Origin of the sequence: Flavobacterium sp. W22_SRS_FK3 (genome assembly GCF_052113665.1) — a bacterium.
GTDB lineage: Bacteria > Bacteroidota > Bacteroidia > Flavobacteriales > Flavobacteriaceae > Flavobacterium.
Window position 1 is genome coordinate 117,037 of sequence record NZ_JBGQOF010000002.1, and the last position, 17,611, is coordinate 134,647.

The 17,611-nt window shown below is 33.4% G+C and carries 10 protein-coding genes; 4 read left to right on the plus strand and 6 right to left on the minus strand.

Annotated features, from left to right (window positions below; genetic code table 11):
• Positions 1-455 precede the first annotated feature (455 nt).
• Entirely contained in the window at positions 456-623 is a 168-nt protein-coding gene (locus ACEN2I_RS02350; protein WP_441764515.1) for a GIY-YIG nuclease family protein, read from the plus strand.
• A gap of 203 nt (positions 624-826) precedes the next feature.
• On the opposite strand, the gene ACEN2I_RS02355 is transcribed toward ACEN2I_RS02350, so the two are convergent.
• Positions 827-5,161, minus strand: coding sequence for a two-component regulator propeller domain-containing protein (locus tag ACEN2I_RS02355; protein ID WP_441764516.1), 4,335 nt, complete (start codon positions 5,159-5,161; stop codon positions 827-829).
• A gap of 326 nt (positions 5,162-5,487) precedes the next feature.
• On the opposite strand from ACEN2I_RS02355, the gene ACEN2I_RS02360 reads away from it, so the two are divergent.
• Entirely contained in the window at positions 5,488-8,076 is a 2,589-nt protein-coding gene (locus ACEN2I_RS02360; RefSeq protein WP_441764517.1) for a glycoside hydrolase family 3 C-terminal domain-containing protein, read from the plus strand.
• A gap of 314 nt (positions 8,077-8,390) precedes the next feature.
• Here ACEN2I_RS02360 and ACEN2I_RS02365 read toward each other — a convergent pair whose 3' ends face one another.
• Positions 8,391-8,630, minus strand: coding sequence for a hypothetical protein (locus ACEN2I_RS02365; protein WP_441764518.1), 240 nt, complete (start codon positions 8,628-8,630; stop codon positions 8,391-8,393).
• 267 nt (positions 8,631-8,897) lie between these two features.
• On the opposite strand from ACEN2I_RS02365, the gene ACEN2I_RS02370 reads away from it, so the two are divergent.
• Positions 8,898-10,364 carry a glycoside hydrolase family 130 protein gene (locus ACEN2I_RS02370; RefSeq protein ID WP_441764519.1) on the plus strand — a complete coding sequence of 489 codons (1,467 nt, stop codon included), beginning with the start codon at positions 8,898-8,900 and terminating at the stop codon, positions 10,362-10,364.
• Positions 10,365-10,650: 286 nt separating this feature from the next.
• On the opposite strand, the gene ACEN2I_RS02375 is transcribed toward ACEN2I_RS02370, so the two are convergent.
• On the minus strand, positions 10,651-11,451 hold the full coding sequence (locus ACEN2I_RS02375; RefSeq protein WP_441764520.1) for a TIGR03915 family putative DNA repair protein: 801 nt from the start codon (positions 11,449-11,451) through the stop codon (positions 10,651-10,653).
• A gap of 5 nt (positions 11,452-11,456) precedes the next feature.
• Complete coding sequence (locus tag ACEN2I_RS02380) at positions 11,457-12,716, minus strand: putative DNA modification/repair radical SAM protein (RefSeq protein ID WP_441764521.1); 1,260 nt, start codon at positions 12,714-12,716, stop codon at positions 11,457-11,459.
• Positions 12,717-13,056: 340 nt separating this feature from the next.
• Between ACEN2I_RS02380 and ACEN2I_RS02385 the strand changes: the two genes are divergently transcribed.
• Positions 13,057-13,776 (plus strand): helix-turn-helix domain-containing protein, encoded by a 720-nt coding sequence (locus ACEN2I_RS02385; protein ID WP_441764522.1) that lies wholly within the window; start codon positions 13,057-13,059, stop codon positions 13,774-13,776.
• Positions 13,777-13,860: 84 nt separating this feature from the next.
• Here ACEN2I_RS02385 and ACEN2I_RS02390 read toward each other — a convergent pair whose 3' ends face one another.
• Both ACEN2I_RS02390 and ACEN2I_RS02395 read right to left on the minus strand, forming a co-directional pair.
• Positions 13,861-15,846: an alpha-L-arabinofuranosidase C-terminal domain-containing protein gene (locus ACEN2I_RS02390; protein ID WP_441764523.1), complete on the minus strand. Its 1,986-nt coding sequence runs from the start codon at positions 15,844-15,846 to the stop codon at positions 13,861-13,863.
• 251 nt (positions 15,847-16,097) lie between these two features.
• On the minus strand, positions 16,098-17,537 hold the full coding sequence (locus tag ACEN2I_RS02395; RefSeq protein WP_441764524.1) for a glycoside hydrolase family 28 protein: 1,440 nt from the start codon (positions 17,535-17,537) through the stop codon (positions 16,098-16,100).
• Between the last annotated feature and the right edge of the window lie 74 nt (positions 17,538-17,611).

Sequence of the window (17,611 nt, forward strand, 5' to 3'; positions counted from 1 at the left end):
GTGCTGGTGTGTTTCATAAGCTTGGTTTGTTATTAGTTAGTTAAGAATTAGTTAAAAACTTTAGGTTATGGGGCAAAACTATAGATAGTGAATCTTAAAAAGGTGTAAATATTGCTTTTCGAGGAGGGTGAAATCGCTAATTTGGGAGTAATAATTAAATATTAGGTAATTAATTAGTATATTTTTTACATTGTGTTAAAAAATAATCGCAAATAAAAACACATTTAAAATTTAAACGAAAGTTTACATCTTATTGTCCGGCTGAGCGAAGTCGAAGCCCCGTTCTAATTGACGCACATGCAAAAAAAGGAAAAACAGAAGTAAATCATTTCATTTTTAGTTATTTTTCTTACTTTAAATAAGTCAATAATTTTTAAAAACTCTTAAATGAAACAATACTATGTTTATATCTTAAAATGTTCTGATAATAGCTATTATACAGAATGACAAATAATATGAAAAGAAGGTTAAATGAACATAATTTAGGATTGAATATAGCATGCTACACCTTTGATAAAAGACCATTGGAATTAGTTTTTCATACAGAATTCAATGAGTTAAATCAGGCTATTGCATTTGAAAAAACAACTAAAAGGATGGTAGAAAAAAGAAAAAAGCTATAATAAATGACAAATGGGAATATCTTAAAAAACTTTCAAAATATAGAAATGAAACAACTCATGAAAATTAAAATCAAAAAAAAGTTTAGTGGTAAACAAGCCTTCGACTTCGCTCAGGATGACAATTGGTGGTAAATACAAAATCTCTAATAATGTCAGGCTGAGCGGAGTCGAAGCCTTTTTGTAAAGTTACATTTAAATCCAAATTAACGATGCAGGCGCCTATATTCAGCCGGAGTATAATTAAATTTTGTTCTAAAGCATTTTCCAAAATATTTCAGGTCATTAAAACCAACTTCAAAACAGATTTCCTTTATCAGCAAATCTTCATTTTTAATAAGTTCTGCAGCCTCACTCAATCGCATGTCGCGAATAAATACAACAGGTGAAACTCCTGTTATGCTTTTAAGTTTATTAAAGAAACTCGCGCGTGACATGCACATTAATCTTCCTAATTCATCAACTGAAAAATCTGATTTAGACATATTTTCTTTTACCAGTTTAATAACTTGAAACATAAATTTATTATCCTTATTTGAAATTTGTAAAGGTTCCTCTTCTGAAATTTCAGTAATATTACCGGTCGAATACAAATTCTGAAGGCGTAAGCGCTGTTTTAGAACATTCTTAACCCTCGCCTGCAAAAAACTCACATTAAATGGTTTGGTTATATAATCATCAGCACCGTATTCCATTCCTTCTAATTTACTCTCAATGGCAGTTTTTGCACTAAGTAAAATCACCGGAACGTGACTGATAGCAAAGTTATTCCGAATCAATTTAAGCATTTCTATGCCATCCATATGTGGCATCATAATATCGCTTATGATAAAATCAGGAGATAAATCTGATGCTTTTAAATTTCCTTCTATACCGTTTTCTGCTACATAAATGGTATAATCCTTCTCTAAAACAGAAACGATAAATCCTCTTAATTCAGGATCATCTTCTACAATCAACCCTATCGGTAATTTTTTTTCCACTTTTTCAAATGGAATAAAGTCCGGCTCAGTTTCAAATCTCACTTCATTCATTAAATCCGCTTCATTTTCTTCAAACAAAATATCCACATCCTCGTTGAAATGTTTATATCCTTTTAAGAAACAAATTTGAAAACTACTTCCTTTACCTGGAGTACTTTCAACTAAAATAGTTGCGCCATGTTTATCTGCTAAATCTTTTACTATAGAAAGGCCAATTCCTGTACTTGGATTATATGGATTTTCGTTATAGTTTGAAAAACGTATAAACAATCGTTTTTGGAGTATCGGACTAATACCTGGTCCATTATCACTAACTTTTAGAATAACCTGTTTTTCAGACTCCTCTACTCCTACCTGAATGGTATCTCCTTTATGGCAATATTTAAAAGCATTTGAAAGCAAATTGACCAAAATTTTATCAATGCTATCCGGATCAGCCCAAACATTTGGTTTTGAAGCATTGTTGTTTACCATCAAATCTATATGGCGCTGTATGCTGATTTCACTAAAATTGTCACTTACTTTCGTTACAAAATCAGCTAAGTTCACTTCACTAACAACCAGTTTCCTGTCCTGAATTCTTCTCAAGTCTAAAATCTGATTCACTAAATTCAACAATTTGTTACTGTTTTTTTCAATGATTTGAAGTTGATCTTTAACTGATTTTTTTATTTCATTATCCGAGAGCATAACTTCTAAAGGTGCTGTAATCATAGTAAGAGGAGTCCTGATTTCATGTGAAATATCAGTAAAAAATTTTAATTTTAATTCCCCCATTTGTTTCTGCAATTTTACATCACTTTGCAGTTTTAATATGGTCAGAACCGCACGATTAACCACTAAAAACAAACCAATAGCCATTAACAGATAACAGAAATAAGCAAAGTGAGTTCCCCAAATTGAAGGGCAAATGGTGATTTCAATTTGTCTTTCATTATCTGCCCATAAATTATGACCATTTGTAGACGATACAATAAGAGTATATTTTCCCCGATCTAAATTGGTGTAATTAATCGACTGTCCTCCTTTAAGGTAATTCCATTGTTTATCAACTCCCTCAAGCTTGTAACGATACACAATATTTTCGCTTTTAATATAATCTAAGGCTGAAATTTGTACCCTGAAAAAATTCTGGTCATGCTGAAGTGTAACTTCTCTGAGCAAATCCGGATTTCCGGGAGTTTCAGGATTGATTTCGTGTAATGGTTTATCATTGACTGAAAATCCTGATATTGCTAAATACGGTTTAAACTGAAAAGGTTTAATAGCTTCAGGGTTGAAATAAAGCGCCCCGTCTGAATATCCAACAACAATTTCGCCATTAGAAAGCCGGCATCTTGTAGCTTCAGAAAATATTTCGGTTCCAATAATTGATTTGAGTTCAGGAAATGTTTCGGCACTATTTTTTTTAGGATCAAAGCGAACAACCTGATTGTCACTCATAAGCCAAATTTTACCTAATTTATCTTCTTGCAAGGCCACAACACCTTCTAGAGGAAAAGCAATATTTTTGTTCCAAATAGGTTTAATCCTTAGCTGACCTTGTTTATCCAGATCGGCCAGAATTAAGCCTTTACCATTCGTACCCAATGCTAATCCGTTATCAGAGGTTATCAGAATATCTAAAATATCATTGCCTGATACCTGCGAAAACTCTTTAAATCGTATTTTATCAGGCGATTTGTTTTCTGCTGAAAAGGTAAACAATTTATAAGAAGAGATAAAAAACAATTCATGCTCTTTATTTTCAACTATCGAACGAACTTTGTCAGCATTTTTTATGGGATAGTTTTTTAGTTCATTCTTATGATTGATAAAACGAAATCCACTGTTTGACTGACGGATCATATTAATTCCTCCTCCCCAGGTAGTCACATAAATCTGACCATTTGATGCCTGAAAAACTTTATAAATATCATCAGAGTTAATACTATAAATGTCTTTTACATTATATTTATAATGACTTACATCGTATTTAAAAGGCTGTCCTGAAGGTTTTAGGCAAAATAATCCATTACCTCGTGTTCCAATCCATATTCTGCCATTGGTATCTTCCATAATACTGTAAATATCAGCTCCCCATCCCGTGCTTCTATTGGATAACGTACCATCAGACCCTAACATTCCAATCTTCTTTTTTTGAGGGTCGAATATGGCAATATTTTCAGCACGGCTGGCTACCCAAAGATTACCATTTTTGTCGCTCATCATGCTTCGAACATTATGTTTTTGTCGATTGGCTGATACTTCTAAATTTAATGTTGAAAAATTACGATTGTTAAAAGTTATCAGGTCTAATCCCTGTTTGAAGGAGCAAAACCATAAATTTCCCAATTTATCAAATGTGGCTGTATGCATTACATCAGAGATAGTTTCTTTTGACTCTTTTACACATCGCATTATAGACGATAATTTGTTCTGCTTCTCATCCCAATATGAAAATGGACCTTTATTTGACTGGATCCAGACTGTTCCGTCTGGTGAAGTAAGCAAAAAACTTTTTTGTTCTGCAACCACTTGAGGTCCGCTGGAATCCACCTGCATGTGTTTTAACTTTTTGGTAACCAAATCGAATTGATATACACCTGCATTTGTTGTTTCAAACCAAAACTGACGCGAATTTGTTACCCCTAAATAGTTAACTTTATCATCAGGAAAACCAGGTAACGTTTCGCTGGTATAAATGTCGAGTTTTCCCGTCTGTATGTCATAAAAATAAAACCCATTACCAGTAGTGATTATTAGTACTTTGCTCTTACCTACGAGTTTTATTAAGGCAATATCTTCTTTTATACCCAGATCAAAGTCGAAGAAAGTATTTGTTTTTTTAGTGTAACGTTTAAATTTGCCCTTTTCACCTCCAAACCATACGTCATCGTTAGTTTCCAAAACTGAATTAAAGGAATATGATGGTCCGGAGTGTCCGTCTGTTTTTGAAAAGAAATATTCAGATGCACTGCCCTCTTTATTTAATCTGCAAATTCCGGCGTCTGTCAAGAACCAGGTTGTTCCCATAGTATCTTCGAATACATCTAAAATTACACCACACTGTTTCAGCGGATCAAAAGCAATATTTCGGGCCTGTTTATTATTTTGAAAAACAATCAGGTAGCTTTTATCTTCCGGGAATAGCCATACTTTTCCCGATGGCATCACTTTGAATTTTTTAAATGAAATATTGTATGATTTATCTAATTTTTTCTCAATTGGGGAATGAAATAATAACTGATCTGTATCAAAATAATAAATATCATTTTTTTCAGACTGAATCCAAATTCTTCCATTTTTATCGAACTTAAATTTGGATACACGATTCGACATTAAGTTTAATGAAGAGTTTTTATCTACCCTGAAATTTTGGAAATTATTTCCGTCATAACGAATAAGCCCATTAAAAGTACCAAGCCAAATAAACCCCTTCTCATCTTGCTGAATACCCAGAATACGTGATTGGCTTAACTTCAAATCATTTGAAAAATGAGTCAAAATACCGGAAGGCTGAGCCGTACAAAGCGTACAAATCAAATAGAAAAAGATTAAAAATATGTGACGTTTCAAAATTTATATTTTTATTAGCTTAAAGCAAAGGCAAAAATATCAAAATTCTTTTAGGAACTTAAAATACACGATGTCAGTAGTTAAATACCACCCCTAAAATAGTGTTTTCTACCCTTTTTATGTAGGGTTAAAAATTAAAAATTTGAATATAAGCTTTACAACCACCCTTAAATAGCAATTTATCCCAAATGGAAAGATATAAAAAATCTAATTTTGCAATTATGAAAGTAATGAGCTGCTCTTAATCTTTTAGATTAAAAAATCAAAATCAATAACCTAACTATTTTCAAGAAAACTAAATGAGAAAAGTATATTGTCTCGTGTTTATGTTGAACTTTCTAGCATTAAACACTTTCGCCCAGGAAAAATTTACGTATAAAAATCCAAATTTAACTACAGAACAACGTGTTGATGATCTCGTATCCAGAATGTCTATAAATGAAAAAATCAGTCAACTGATGGATTCCTCTCCTGCAATTGAACGATTGGGTATACCGGAATACAATTGGTGGAACGAATCTTTGCATGGTGTTGCCCGTGCGGGATATGCAACAGTTTTTCCACAATCTATTTCAATCGCATCCTCCTGGGATCGTCAATTAATTTTTGATGTTGCCAATGCCATTTCAGACGAAGCACGTGCCAAACATCACGAATACTTGAGAAGAGGCCAGCACGGAATGTATCAGGGATTAACATTCTGGTCTCCAAATGTCAATATTTTTCGCGATCCACGATGGGGGCGTGGGCATGAAACCTATGGAGAAGATCCTTTTCTTACCAGTCAATTGGGACTTAAATACGTAAATGGTCTTCAGGGAACTGATGAAAAATATTTTAAAGTGATTGCTACAGCTAAACATTATGCTGTTCACTCAGGCCCCGAGCCATCCCGTCATCTTTTTAATGCCGAAACCAGCGACATTGATCTTTATGAAACGTACCTACCTGCTTTTCGTACTTTAGTAAAAGAAGGTCATGTGTATTCTGTAATGGGAGCCTATAACCGTTTTAGAGGTGAATCAGGAAGTGCTAGTCCATTTCTATTTAATATTCTTCGAAATGATTGGGGATTTAAAGGCTACATTGTATCAGATTGTGGTGCCGTGACGGATATTTGGAAATACCACAAAATTACCAGCGACGCAGCAACAGCTTCAGCCTTAGCTGTAAAAACAGGATTAGATTTGGAGTGTGGAAGCAATTTTAAATCATTAAAAGAAGCACTAGATCGCAAATTACTTACAGAAACCGATATTGACATCACTTTAAAACGTTTGTTTACAGCTCGTTTTAAATTAGGTATGTTTGATCCGGAGGAAATTGTACCCTACGCTCAAATTCCTTTTTCGGTTAACAACAATTCCGCTCATGACTGGCTGGCTCGTGTGGCTTCTCAAAAAAGTATTGTTCTTTTGAAAAACCAGAATAATACACTTCCGCTTTCTAAAGACATCAAAACTGTTGCCTTAATAGGGCCAAATGCTAATGATGTGCAGTCGTTATGGGGAAATTATAGTGGTATTCCGAGCAATCCTGTGACGGTACTAAAAGGGATTCAGAATAAACTGGAACCGCAGGCAAAAGTGTTATATGCAAAAGGTACAGATCTTGCAAAAGGAGTTCCGGAAATGACAGTTATCCCGTCTGTTTATCTTCAAAATGAAAACGGAGTACAAGGTCTGACAGCAGAATATTTTAACAATAAAGAATGTGAAGGAAAACCGATATTTACCCGTATAGATGATAACATCGATTTTCACTGGGATATTGATACACCTGACCCGCGGTTGAAAATGGGCAACTATAGCGTGAGATGGACGGGATATATTGTGGCTCCAAAAACAGGATTTTACAATATTTCTGAATGGTCGAAACCTTTTATGACTATCGAAATCGAAACGGGTAAAACATCAGGTGGAAAAAATAACCATCATCCGCGAATTCGTCCTCAAAAAATACAATTAGAAGCCGGAAAAAAATATAAAATTGAGGTTAAGTACCAAAACTTCTACGGTGATGCAATTGCACAGCTTTTATGGTCTGAACCAAAAGAGGACTTATTAACAGAAGCTATTCAGGTTGCAAGTCAGGCAGATGCAGTAGTTTTGGTTTTAGGATTGAATGAACGTCTGGAAGGTGAAGAAATGAAAGTCGAAGCAGATGGTTTTGAAGGCGGTGACCGTACCAGTCTTAATTTACCGGCAAATCAGGAAGAATTAATGAAAGCGATAATGGCAAGCGGAAAACCAGTAATTTTAGTTTTAATAAATGGAAGTGCGCTATCTGTAAATTGGGCCAACGATAATGTTCCAGCAATATTAACAGCAGGATATCCGGGTCAGCAAGGCGGAAATGCAATTGCCGATGTACTTTTTGGAGATTACAATCCTGCTGGCCGATTACCCGTTACGTATTACAAATCAGTAGATCAGCTTCCGCCCTTTGAAAATTATGATATGAAAGGCCGTACTTACCGTTATTTTAAAAAGAAGCCTCTTTATCCTTTTGGATTTGGTTTAAGCTATACAACATTCAAATACAGCAACTTAAAAATTCCGACAGCTGTTAGTGCTGAAAATGATTTTGAAATTTTGGTTGATGTAACTAATATTGGTAATCATGATGGTGACGAAGTTGTTGAATTATATTTGAAAGATGAAAAAGCCTCCACTCCACGTCCGATAGTGCAATTAGAAGGATTTGAACGGATCAATCTAAAAAAAGGGGAAACCAAAACGGTTAGTTTTACAATCACTTCAAGGCAGCTATCCTTAATAAATAAAAAAGGACAGCGTGTAGTTGAGCCAGGATGGTTTACGATTTCAGTAGGAGGAAAACAGCCTGATGGTTCTAAAGACAATCAAAATGGAAGATTCAATGTTACTGGTAAAACAGTATTGCTGGAAAAATAGATAATTATATTTCCCAAGGCGTGTTAATTTCAAAAAAAATGTATTGCTGCATAATTTTCAGAAATACATTTTTTTGTTGAATTCATACTTATTTCCTATTGATAAACTTTGTGGAATAGTAAAAAAAACACGAAAAAGTACATTTAATTGATATTTGATAGCTGCTTATTTTTGCGGAATATTCTCATAAATGTTTATTAAATATAATGTTGTTAAATAAAAAACTAATTAGCTATAAGCTTATATAAAATTTAAATCACATAAATGTCTTAAAAAAATTGAAGCAAAGCTTAATTTAATACTTATAACTGAAATTAAATTTGCTTTAATATATAAAAGAGAATTTCTTCTTCAAGTTCTTTTGATAAATTTTCAAGCTTTAATTTTTGGTTAAAATTTTTCTCAAGCCTTTTTTGAAACTTTACTGTTTCTATTTTACTAGTACAATATTCGTCACAAATTGATTTGAATTTATCATCTACGAGATACAAAATCTTAATAGATTCCATAAATTCTGCAAATTTTGCATTGTATAGCTCTTCAGGTACTGACATCTCTAGATCTATTAAATATACATTAACTAAATTACTAATAACAATAAAGCAATATTTCAAAAAGATGTTTCGTTTTATAAATTGCAACAACTCTTTTTAACTATGATACCTATTTTTAGTATTTCTGGGTATAAATAGTAATTTTCCAGTCCAGTATTAAAGAGGCACGTAAAAATAATTTTAACAAAAAATAAAGTTTTTTTATTAACATATTAGTTAACTTCAATATAATTAATAATCTTTTTTTTTACCCTTAAAAATTATAATATGCGTGTATCTGTTATCCGAAAAAATATAAAATTTACCCCAGATTCTAAAAGAGTTGTTGCACGATATTTTATAAATGGGGATGAACGAACCCAACAAATGGTAATCCGCATAATGATGCTTGATGATAAGCAAGTATTGGAAACTTTAGAGCAGACACTCCGTGAATTTGCAAGACGGCATCGTAATATTTCAAGTATATTTTTAAGACATTGTGAAAAAATAAGAAACATAATCGAAGAGATGAAAATTGACTATGAAGCTTTATCTCTTGATCGAAAAATGCTTATTGGCTCTTATTGTACAATGGAATATGCTATAGAATCTGCAGCTATTTTTAACCCATCTATAATAGAAGATTTTGATCAGACAGGGCTTGAAGCGGGAGAAAAACGTGTTATTATTTCTTTTCGTGCAACAGGCGAAGGTCATATTTCATCAATTGTTTTCAGAAGAGGAATTCTGGACAGGGATAATAATCTGCAGGTAATGAAAATTGGCCATAATATTGATAAAGCTGAAATTGTACACAAAAGCTTTTTCAATAAAGAGCGCTTTTTAATGAAATTATCCGAAATGCATACTGAGGATAAATATATTGCAAGCATTATGCAGCAATTACCTAATGAATTTGAATATGCCATTTTAAAAAGTATGGTAAATACAGCATTAAGCGATCCATCGATTCGTGAAGAAAGAAGAACGGCACTAAATGAAATACTCTGGCTCGCAAAATCATTTTATGATCTAGAATTCAAACATGATTCAGATATTACTGAACGTGTTATATTTCCTATATCCGACTCTGAAAGTCGTGGTATCGAAGATGCCCGCTTTGTTCATTTTACAGATGACGATGGTACCTCTCGTGTTATGGCTACTTATACTGCATATAATGGTCACACAATTTTACCTAAACTTATTTCTACTGAAGATTTTTATACCTTTAGAGTCATGCCTTTGCATGGAGCCGGTGCCCAAAATAAAAATCTGGCCTTATTTCCAAGAAAAATAAATGGCAAATATGCTATGCTTGCCCGAATCGATGGTGTAAATAATTACATTATGTATTCGGACAGAGTTACACAATGGAATACTCCTATTCTTCTTCAGGAGCCACGATATACCTGGGAGTTTACACAAATAGGAAACTGTGGATCACCATTATGGACTGAAGAAGGCTGGCTCGTTATTACTCACGGTGTAGGAACAATGCGACGTTATTGTATTGGTGCTTCCTTATTTGACCTTGATGATCCGTCTAAGGAGATTGGTAGGCTTACAGAACCTTTGCTCTCTCCATTAGAAGATGAACGAGAAGGATATGTTCCAAATGTTGTGTATTCCTGCGGTGCTATTATTCATAACAACAGTCTTATATTGCCTTATGCTGTATCTGACTACTCCTCTACTTATGCTGTAGTTGATATGGTAGAATTGATAGATGCTTTGAAAAAAAGTAAGTAAACAATTTAAAAGTATTTTTCACATTTCTAACTCGAGTAAAATAAAGCAAATAGTAGATCAAAAAAGGTTAAACTCAAAATAAATCGATTTAAAAGGTTTTTTTTACCGAAATGAATCTAAGTATGTTTTATTATAGAAAATAACTTAAAAACAATTTATGAAAGCCAATTTTTATAGTTAAAAATTATTGATTTATAATTTCAATAATAAAATACTATGATTTAAAGCTTTTAAAACTTTAAGAATATAAGCCTCCATTTCATTTGAGTTTGGAGGTTTTTCATTTTTAATCTCTTTCGAAATTAAAATTGTTATTTTTCAAATTTGGAATCTTTTCTATCAAATGTTTCCAATAACGTTTAGGCATGTGCTGTATATGGAGACGCATGTTTTTTCGGGATTCAATATTCACACTGCTAAAGTAACGTTGCCACAGATTCTGAAAAAACTCTTCCTGTTCATCGCAGATTTCGGTTAGATGTTTAGATAAAGAGGTTTTAGCATTAAATTGTAATTTAATTTTAGAAACATTTTCAAGGTCATAATAAATGCCATATTTACGTTTTGCATCATAAATTAACCAACGCTGATCTGCATAACGCTTTTTAAAATGATTTTCTATAAGTGGCAAAACATCACAATCAGGCTCAATAATGGCGTAATATAATTGGTCTTTTGTCAGTTTAAAACGGACAAAAGCTTCCATGCGATGTGACTCTTTTCTGGTTAGTCGCGCTGCTTTTCTGAGATTCCAGACTGCATTATTACTAAAATCTTCTTCTATATTTTTAGAATTAGCAAATGCATGATGAACAAATTGAAACATAGTTTCCTCTATATGAGTCTCCTCAGATAAAAAAGCATTATAAATATTTAAAAGACCTTCTGCCGAAATACGCTTTTTTAATCCATTCAAAACGCGTTTTGCTTTTAAAATATCAGTTTGTACTAAATGAGAAGTTGCGAAAAGTAAAGTACCCGAAGTTTCCTCTTTGGCAAAAACGATATCTGCCAGTTTATATTCATAAACTTCAAATATAGCTGTAAGCCAGCCTTCATAAGTACCATCATAAATTATTTCTGTCATTCTGATTAAAATAAAGCAAGCTGATTCGAAAAGTCATTTTTATATTTACTTTTTTGCAAATTTACAATATGATCCTTTATTTGGATAGAAGTTAAATCTCTCTGCAATTGAAATGGTGTAACAAAAGCCAGAAAATATTTAGCACGTGAATAGGCAATTCCCATTTTCTGTAAATCATAAGGAATCAGTTTTTTAAACTTCCTTGCTGCTACAATTTTTTGGGCACTTAAATATCCAATTCCGGGAATACGTTTTATAAGTTCTAAATCGGCAGTGTTTATGTCAACCGGAAATTGGTTCAGATTACGCAAAGCCCACCCAAGTTTGGGATCAATGTCAAGATCGAGATTAGGCTGGTTGAATCCGACAATTTCATTTACATTAAATCCGTAGTAGCGAATCAGCCAATCAGCCTGATATAAACGGTTTTCACGAATCATGGGGACCGGCGTACCAATAGCAGGAAGACGATTATCATGACTAATAGGGACATAACCAGAATAATACACTCGTTTCATATTCATCTGCTGATAAAAATAATCGGCCATTCCCAAAATTTCCAGATCGCTTTCTTTTGTGGCACCAATTACCATTTGGGTACTTTGGCCTGCGGGAGCAAAAAGTGGCGCTTTGTAATTGAGTTTCTTTTCTTCTTTGTATCCAACGATTTCATTTTTGAGGTATTCCATCGGCTTCATCACATCAATGTGATTTTTGTCAGGTGCCAGTAATTGAAGGCTTTGCTCTGTAGGCATTTCTACATTTACACTTAAACGATCAGCATACAATCCAGCCTCTTTCAGCAATTCATCACTGGCTCCGGGAATAGCTTTCAAATGAATATAACCATTAAAATTATGTTCTAATCGTAATTTTTTGGCAATCCTTACCAACCGCTCCATAGTATAATCTGCGTTATCAAAAATACCCGAACTCAAAAATAAACCTTCAATATAGTTTCTACGGTAAAAGCCTATTGTCAGATCCACCACTTCCTGAACAGTAAAAGCCGTACGTTTCACATCATTGCTTTTTCTGCTGACACAATAGGCACAATCAAAAATACAATGGTTCGTAAGTAAAATTTTTAGCAGTGAAACACAACGGCCATCTTCTGTAAAAGCGTGACAAATCCCATAATCTTTAGCATTGCCTAAGCCTTTATTTTTATTCTCACGTTTGCTTAATGCTGACGAACACGACACATCGTACTTGGCAGCATCAGCCAATATTCCCAACTTCTCCATTACTCTCTCGTTCACCATTTTGATTCTTTTATAGTTGAATTTTACTTAAGTCAAAATTAGTTATTTTTAGTAACAAAATAATTTATTGAATTGTTCCAAATTGTATCAAATTCTCTAAACAGGTTTAAAATGACTTTTTCCCATCTTAACAAAAAAAACCTCTAAAATCAAATGACTTAGAGGTTTTTCGAATGTAGAAAAGTATTAAAATGAAGGTTACAGCTCAAATATTTGCTCCATTGGCAGCCATTTTTCCACAAAAAATATTTTCAAATATTCATTCTCGTTATTACATGTAGATTATGTTAAACTAAATCACAATTGGAATTATAACAATGTCATTAGTCCTTATTAAAGATTGTATTATATCGATGATGGAATTGGATATATTTCAGACAGTTCTGAACGCATGACTTTAAAGCCCGGTCATTTATATCTTATTCCGAGTTTTACGATATGTAACCTAAATTGTGATAATTATCTAAGCCAGTATTTTATTCCATTTTTTGAAGAATCACCTGATGGAATCTCTCTGTTTAACAACAATAGGAGCATCATGAAATTACCCGCCACAGAAATTGATGTAGCACTGATTAAAAGATTGTTCCATATCAATCCCGGAAGAGGTATCAATCGTTCAGACAATCCAAAAACTTATGAAAAAGAAGCCTATTATAAAGAATACCAATCGCTTAACAATAAAATAAATACGAATGTAAAATTTGAAAATCAAGGAATTATTCTACAATTGATTTCCAGATTCCTGAGTTCAAAGGGCTTCAAAAACAAAAATTCGCAACTAGTACCATCAAAAATTTTAGATACGATGAGTTTTGTGCAACTTAATTTAAGTGAAAATCTTACTGTTGCTCAATTAGCAAAAAGAATAAATCAAAATCAGGATTATTTTTCGAAACAATTCCTCATTCACACAGGTAAAAGGCCCTTAAACTATATCCATGAAAAGAAGATTGAAAGGGCACAATATCTTATTACAACTACAAATAATACTTTCTTGGAAATAGCTATCGATACTGGATTCTCAAACTTACCTCATTTTTCAAAAATATTCAAATAAATAGTAAGTCTTACTCCAGGGGAATACCGCAATCAAAACAGGCACTTAAAATAAGTGCCTGTAATTTTAAAAAGTAATTAAATATTATTTAATTTTTAACTTCAAAACAGTCACAGAATAAGCAGGCAAATTCAATTCTGCATTTTCCCCTTTCAATTTGTAGGCACTTTCTTTTGGACTTATTTTTTTAGGCTCAGCAAAAGTATTTTCGTCTTGCAAATTTGGACTGGTAAGTAAAAGTACAGACCCTTTTGATGCTAATTTCCCTCCTTTTAAATCAATTGTAATATCTTGTGCTTTCGCAGCTGTATTGACCAGTTTTACAATTACTTCTTTAGTATTTATATCCTTCACCGCAGAAGCATACAGGTCGTTTTGTCCTGTTAACGGTTTTTCGTCTTTTGTAATATTCAATAAATCAGTTCCTTTATTGGTTGAGAACAACTTTTGTACATAATAATTTGCTGAACCATAAGCTTCTAAATTATTAAACCAAATCATATCAGGTGTCCATTGCCATGCCTCTTCATGAGCCATCAAAGGAGCATATGAAGTCATATTAACTACTTCAGCATTTCTCTCTAATCCAGTTATAAAAGCAGCTTCTGAAAAAGCACACTCCCAATTGTTTCTGTTGTTCGGATTCGCACCCGAAACACTTTGGGCGGCATATTCTCCGGCGAATATTTTAGGCCCCTTTCTGTCGTAATTGTCATAACGGGCTGCATTTTCCCTGAACCATTCAGGATTTTTATAATAATGCTCGTCTATAAGTTGTGCATTCAGTTTTTTAAGTTCCGCCATTCCAAAATCAAAATGTTCACCGTCGGGAGAAGGTCCGCTTCCGGAAACGATAATAATATTTGGATATTTTAATTTTATGGCTTTTTCGAAAATCTTATATCTCTCAATATAATCAGGTCCCCATTGCTCATTTCCAACACCAATGTATTTTAGGTTGAAAGGTTTTGGATGTCCCATACTTGAACGAAGCAGTCCCCAAGTTGTCTCTTCTGAACCATTAGCAAACTCAATTAAATCTAAAGCATCTTTTATGTAGGGATCTAACTCTTCAATTGGGGCTAATTCACCTGTGTTGTATTGGCATGCCATTCCACAACTTAAAATAGGTAACGGAGTAGCACCGATATCCTCAGAAAGCTGAAAATATTCATAAAATCCTAATCCAAAGCTTTGAAAATAATCAGGTGTTTGTTTGTGGCTAAACTCAACATTCCAACGATTCATCATCGTTCTTCTTTCCTCAACAGCCCCTACCGATTTTTTCCATTGATAACGATCTGACAATGTTCTTCCTTCTACAATACAGCCGCCAGGGAAACGTAAAAATCCAGGTTTCATGTCATATAAAAGCTGTACAAGATCTGCTCGTAAACCATTTTTTTGCTTTTTCCATGTATCTTCCGGAAAAAGTGAAATCATATCTAAATCAATAGTTCCTGTTCCTTCAAAGGTTATTTTTAATTTGGCCTTTGCTTCAGTTTGCGTTGCTGTAAATTGTGCAGAATAATATTCCCATTCATTTGATGATGGAACAATACTGGTTTCGCCAATTACCTTTTTATCTTTATCAATAAACTGAATGATTATTTTTTTAATAGCTCCTTCATGATTGGCAGCTTTTAATGATAAATTGTACTTTGCGTCTTTTTTAACTCCCATTCCTCTGAATCCTTCATTGATAAGTACATATCCTTTGGGATCATTTACCAGAATACTGCAAAAATTTTGATTGGTTTCATTTTCCGATATTTTGATAGTCGTAGCAACACCGGATTGCATATTGAGCAAACTTCTTTTGGTATTGGGTTGCTCCCATCCCATTAAAGGTTTTTCAAACTCAAAAGATCTGTTTTTAATCATTTCAGCATACAATCCTCCATCAGCAGCAAAATTAATGTCTTCAAAAAACAGACCGAACATAGTTGGCTGTATTTTAGTAATGGTTTTATTAATATCAACTTCTAAAGTTGTCTTTTGGGCAAACCCGTAAAATCCATTGAACAGCAAACCGCCAATGATGATTTTTTTAATAATATTATTTTTCATTTGTATAATGGTTGATAATTTAGTTTCGCTAATTTATTCAAACTTTCATTATTTGAGGCAGAAAGATTAGGCTTTTTTAACAACATCGTCCCGCACATGAGGCTGTAAGACGAACTGGCGAAGCAATTCACTGCAATCTTTTGAGCCGAATCCCGGTTCACAAAGATTTCCATTGCAAACGAAGTTCACTGAACTCCAATTAAAAAAAAGTTAAGTGAAGTAATCGGGGTTAAAAGGGAAATATTTTGCTTTTATTTTTTCACAGCTTCATATTTATCCGGAAAAGCAGATTCTCCATCTAAATTAATCACCTTCAAAGCATCAACATTTTTACTTTCAACAGCATATTTAAAATAATCCGGTTTGTTTTTTCCCCAATTCACTGAACAATTCTGAACTTTTATATTTTCTGCCGTATCAAAATAAAAACCTGAAGTGCTTCCTTTTACAAAACCATTCATTTTTGAGGGACGACGATCATAAATTCCTCCAGGAAAACTTGAAATTTTATCAATAGAAACATTTACCCCTTCAAAGACGATATTTTTAATTTTGTCTTTAGTTTCTCCGCTCACATAAACACCATTTTCGCCAAAACACTGAATGTTATTGAAATAAATATTACTGATTGTCCCTACTTTTCCTTCAGTAGCGCCTTTTGGAAAACGCCAGTTGGCATCTTTATGGTTTCCGTTAGCACGACTGTAAGCGGTTACATAAATAGGTTCTGCTTTTCCCCACCAGGTATCAGTAGTCAGTTTTCCTTCAATAAACATATTGGAGAAAATAACATCACTCACGGTTCCTTCATCACGATTTTGAATACCAACTCCGCGATTGCTATTTTTAATAATACAATTATTAAATACTACTTGTCTGATGGCATCCATATTTTCTGATCCAATTTTGATCGCACAGCTGCTGCTGGTCATCGTACAATTCGTGACCGTAATATTTTCGCAGGCGCCAAACTCTTCAAATTCTCTTCTGTTTTTTAAACAAATACAATCGTCCCCGCTTTCGATATAACAATCACTAATTCTAACATTTTTTGAATGGTCCAAATCAATACCATCACTATTGCGGACTTTTAAACTGTTCAGTAATGTAATTCCGCTAATAACTACGTCATTACAACCGACAAGATGAACAGTCCAATAAGCTGAATTTCCGATATGTACATCTTTTATTCTTATATTTTTTCCACCTATAATTGTCAAAACATGAGGACGCGGATCTAAAATATGGAAAGGTTTCAAAATATAAGCATCTTCTTCTTCGGCTCCCATAAACGAAATACCGTTTCCATCAATTTTTCCGCTTCCACTAATGGTAAAATTCTCGATATTTTTACCGCCAATCCAGATTGTACCTTCACCTTTGTTTTCGCGAAAAGCACTTTCTGTATATAATTTCTCATCAGGACTTGCCAAAATTTTAGCGCCGCCTTCAATATGTAAATCTATATTTGACTTTACATCAAAAGGTCCGGTCAAAAATGTAAACGGAGCCGGAATCAATACCTGACCTCCTGTTTTACTACAGGCATCAATAGCTTTTTGAATTGCAACAGCATCATTTGTTTTGCCATCTCCTTTGGCTCCAAATTTTTTGATGTCATAGACTTTTTGCGCTACGGCAGTCAATGAAATACAAAAAACGATTACGGCAATTATAGATTTCTTTGTCATTTTTTTAATTTATTAAAAACTTTAAATACTATTGTTTAGATATTTGAAAATCAGACTTTATTGATTTTTATATT

Coding starts and splice junctions, on each gene's coding strand:
- ACEN2I_RS02390 (WP_441764523.1), bottom strand. CDS start 15,846: ATGAAAAATAATATTATTAAAAAAATCATCATTGGCGGTTTGCTGTTC.
- ACEN2I_RS02365 (WP_441764518.1), bottom strand. CDS start 8,630: ATGTCAGTACCTGAAGAGCTATACAATGCAAAATTTGCAGAATTTATG.
- ACEN2I_RS02380 (WP_441764521.1), bottom strand. CDS start 12,716: ATGGTGAACGAGAGAGTAATGGAGAAGTTGGGAATATTGGCTGATGCT.
- ACEN2I_RS02360 (WP_441764517.1), top strand. CDS start 5,488: ATGTTGAACTTTCTAGCATTAAACACTTTCGCCCAGGAAAAATTTACG.
- ACEN2I_RS02370 (WP_441764519.1), top strand. CDS start 8,898: ATGCGTGTATCTGTTATCCGAAAAAATATAAAATTTACCCCAGATTCT.
- ACEN2I_RS02395 (WP_441764524.1), bottom strand. CDS start 17,537: ATGACAAAGAAATCTATAATTGCCGTAATCGTTTTTTGTATTTCATTG.
- ACEN2I_RS02375 (WP_441764520.1), bottom strand. CDS start 11,451: ATGACAGAAATAATTTATGATGGTACTTATGAAGGCTGGCTTACAGCT.
- ACEN2I_RS02350 (WP_441764515.1), top strand. CDS start 456: ATGAAAAGAAGGTTAAATGAACATAATTTAGGATTGAATATAGCATGC.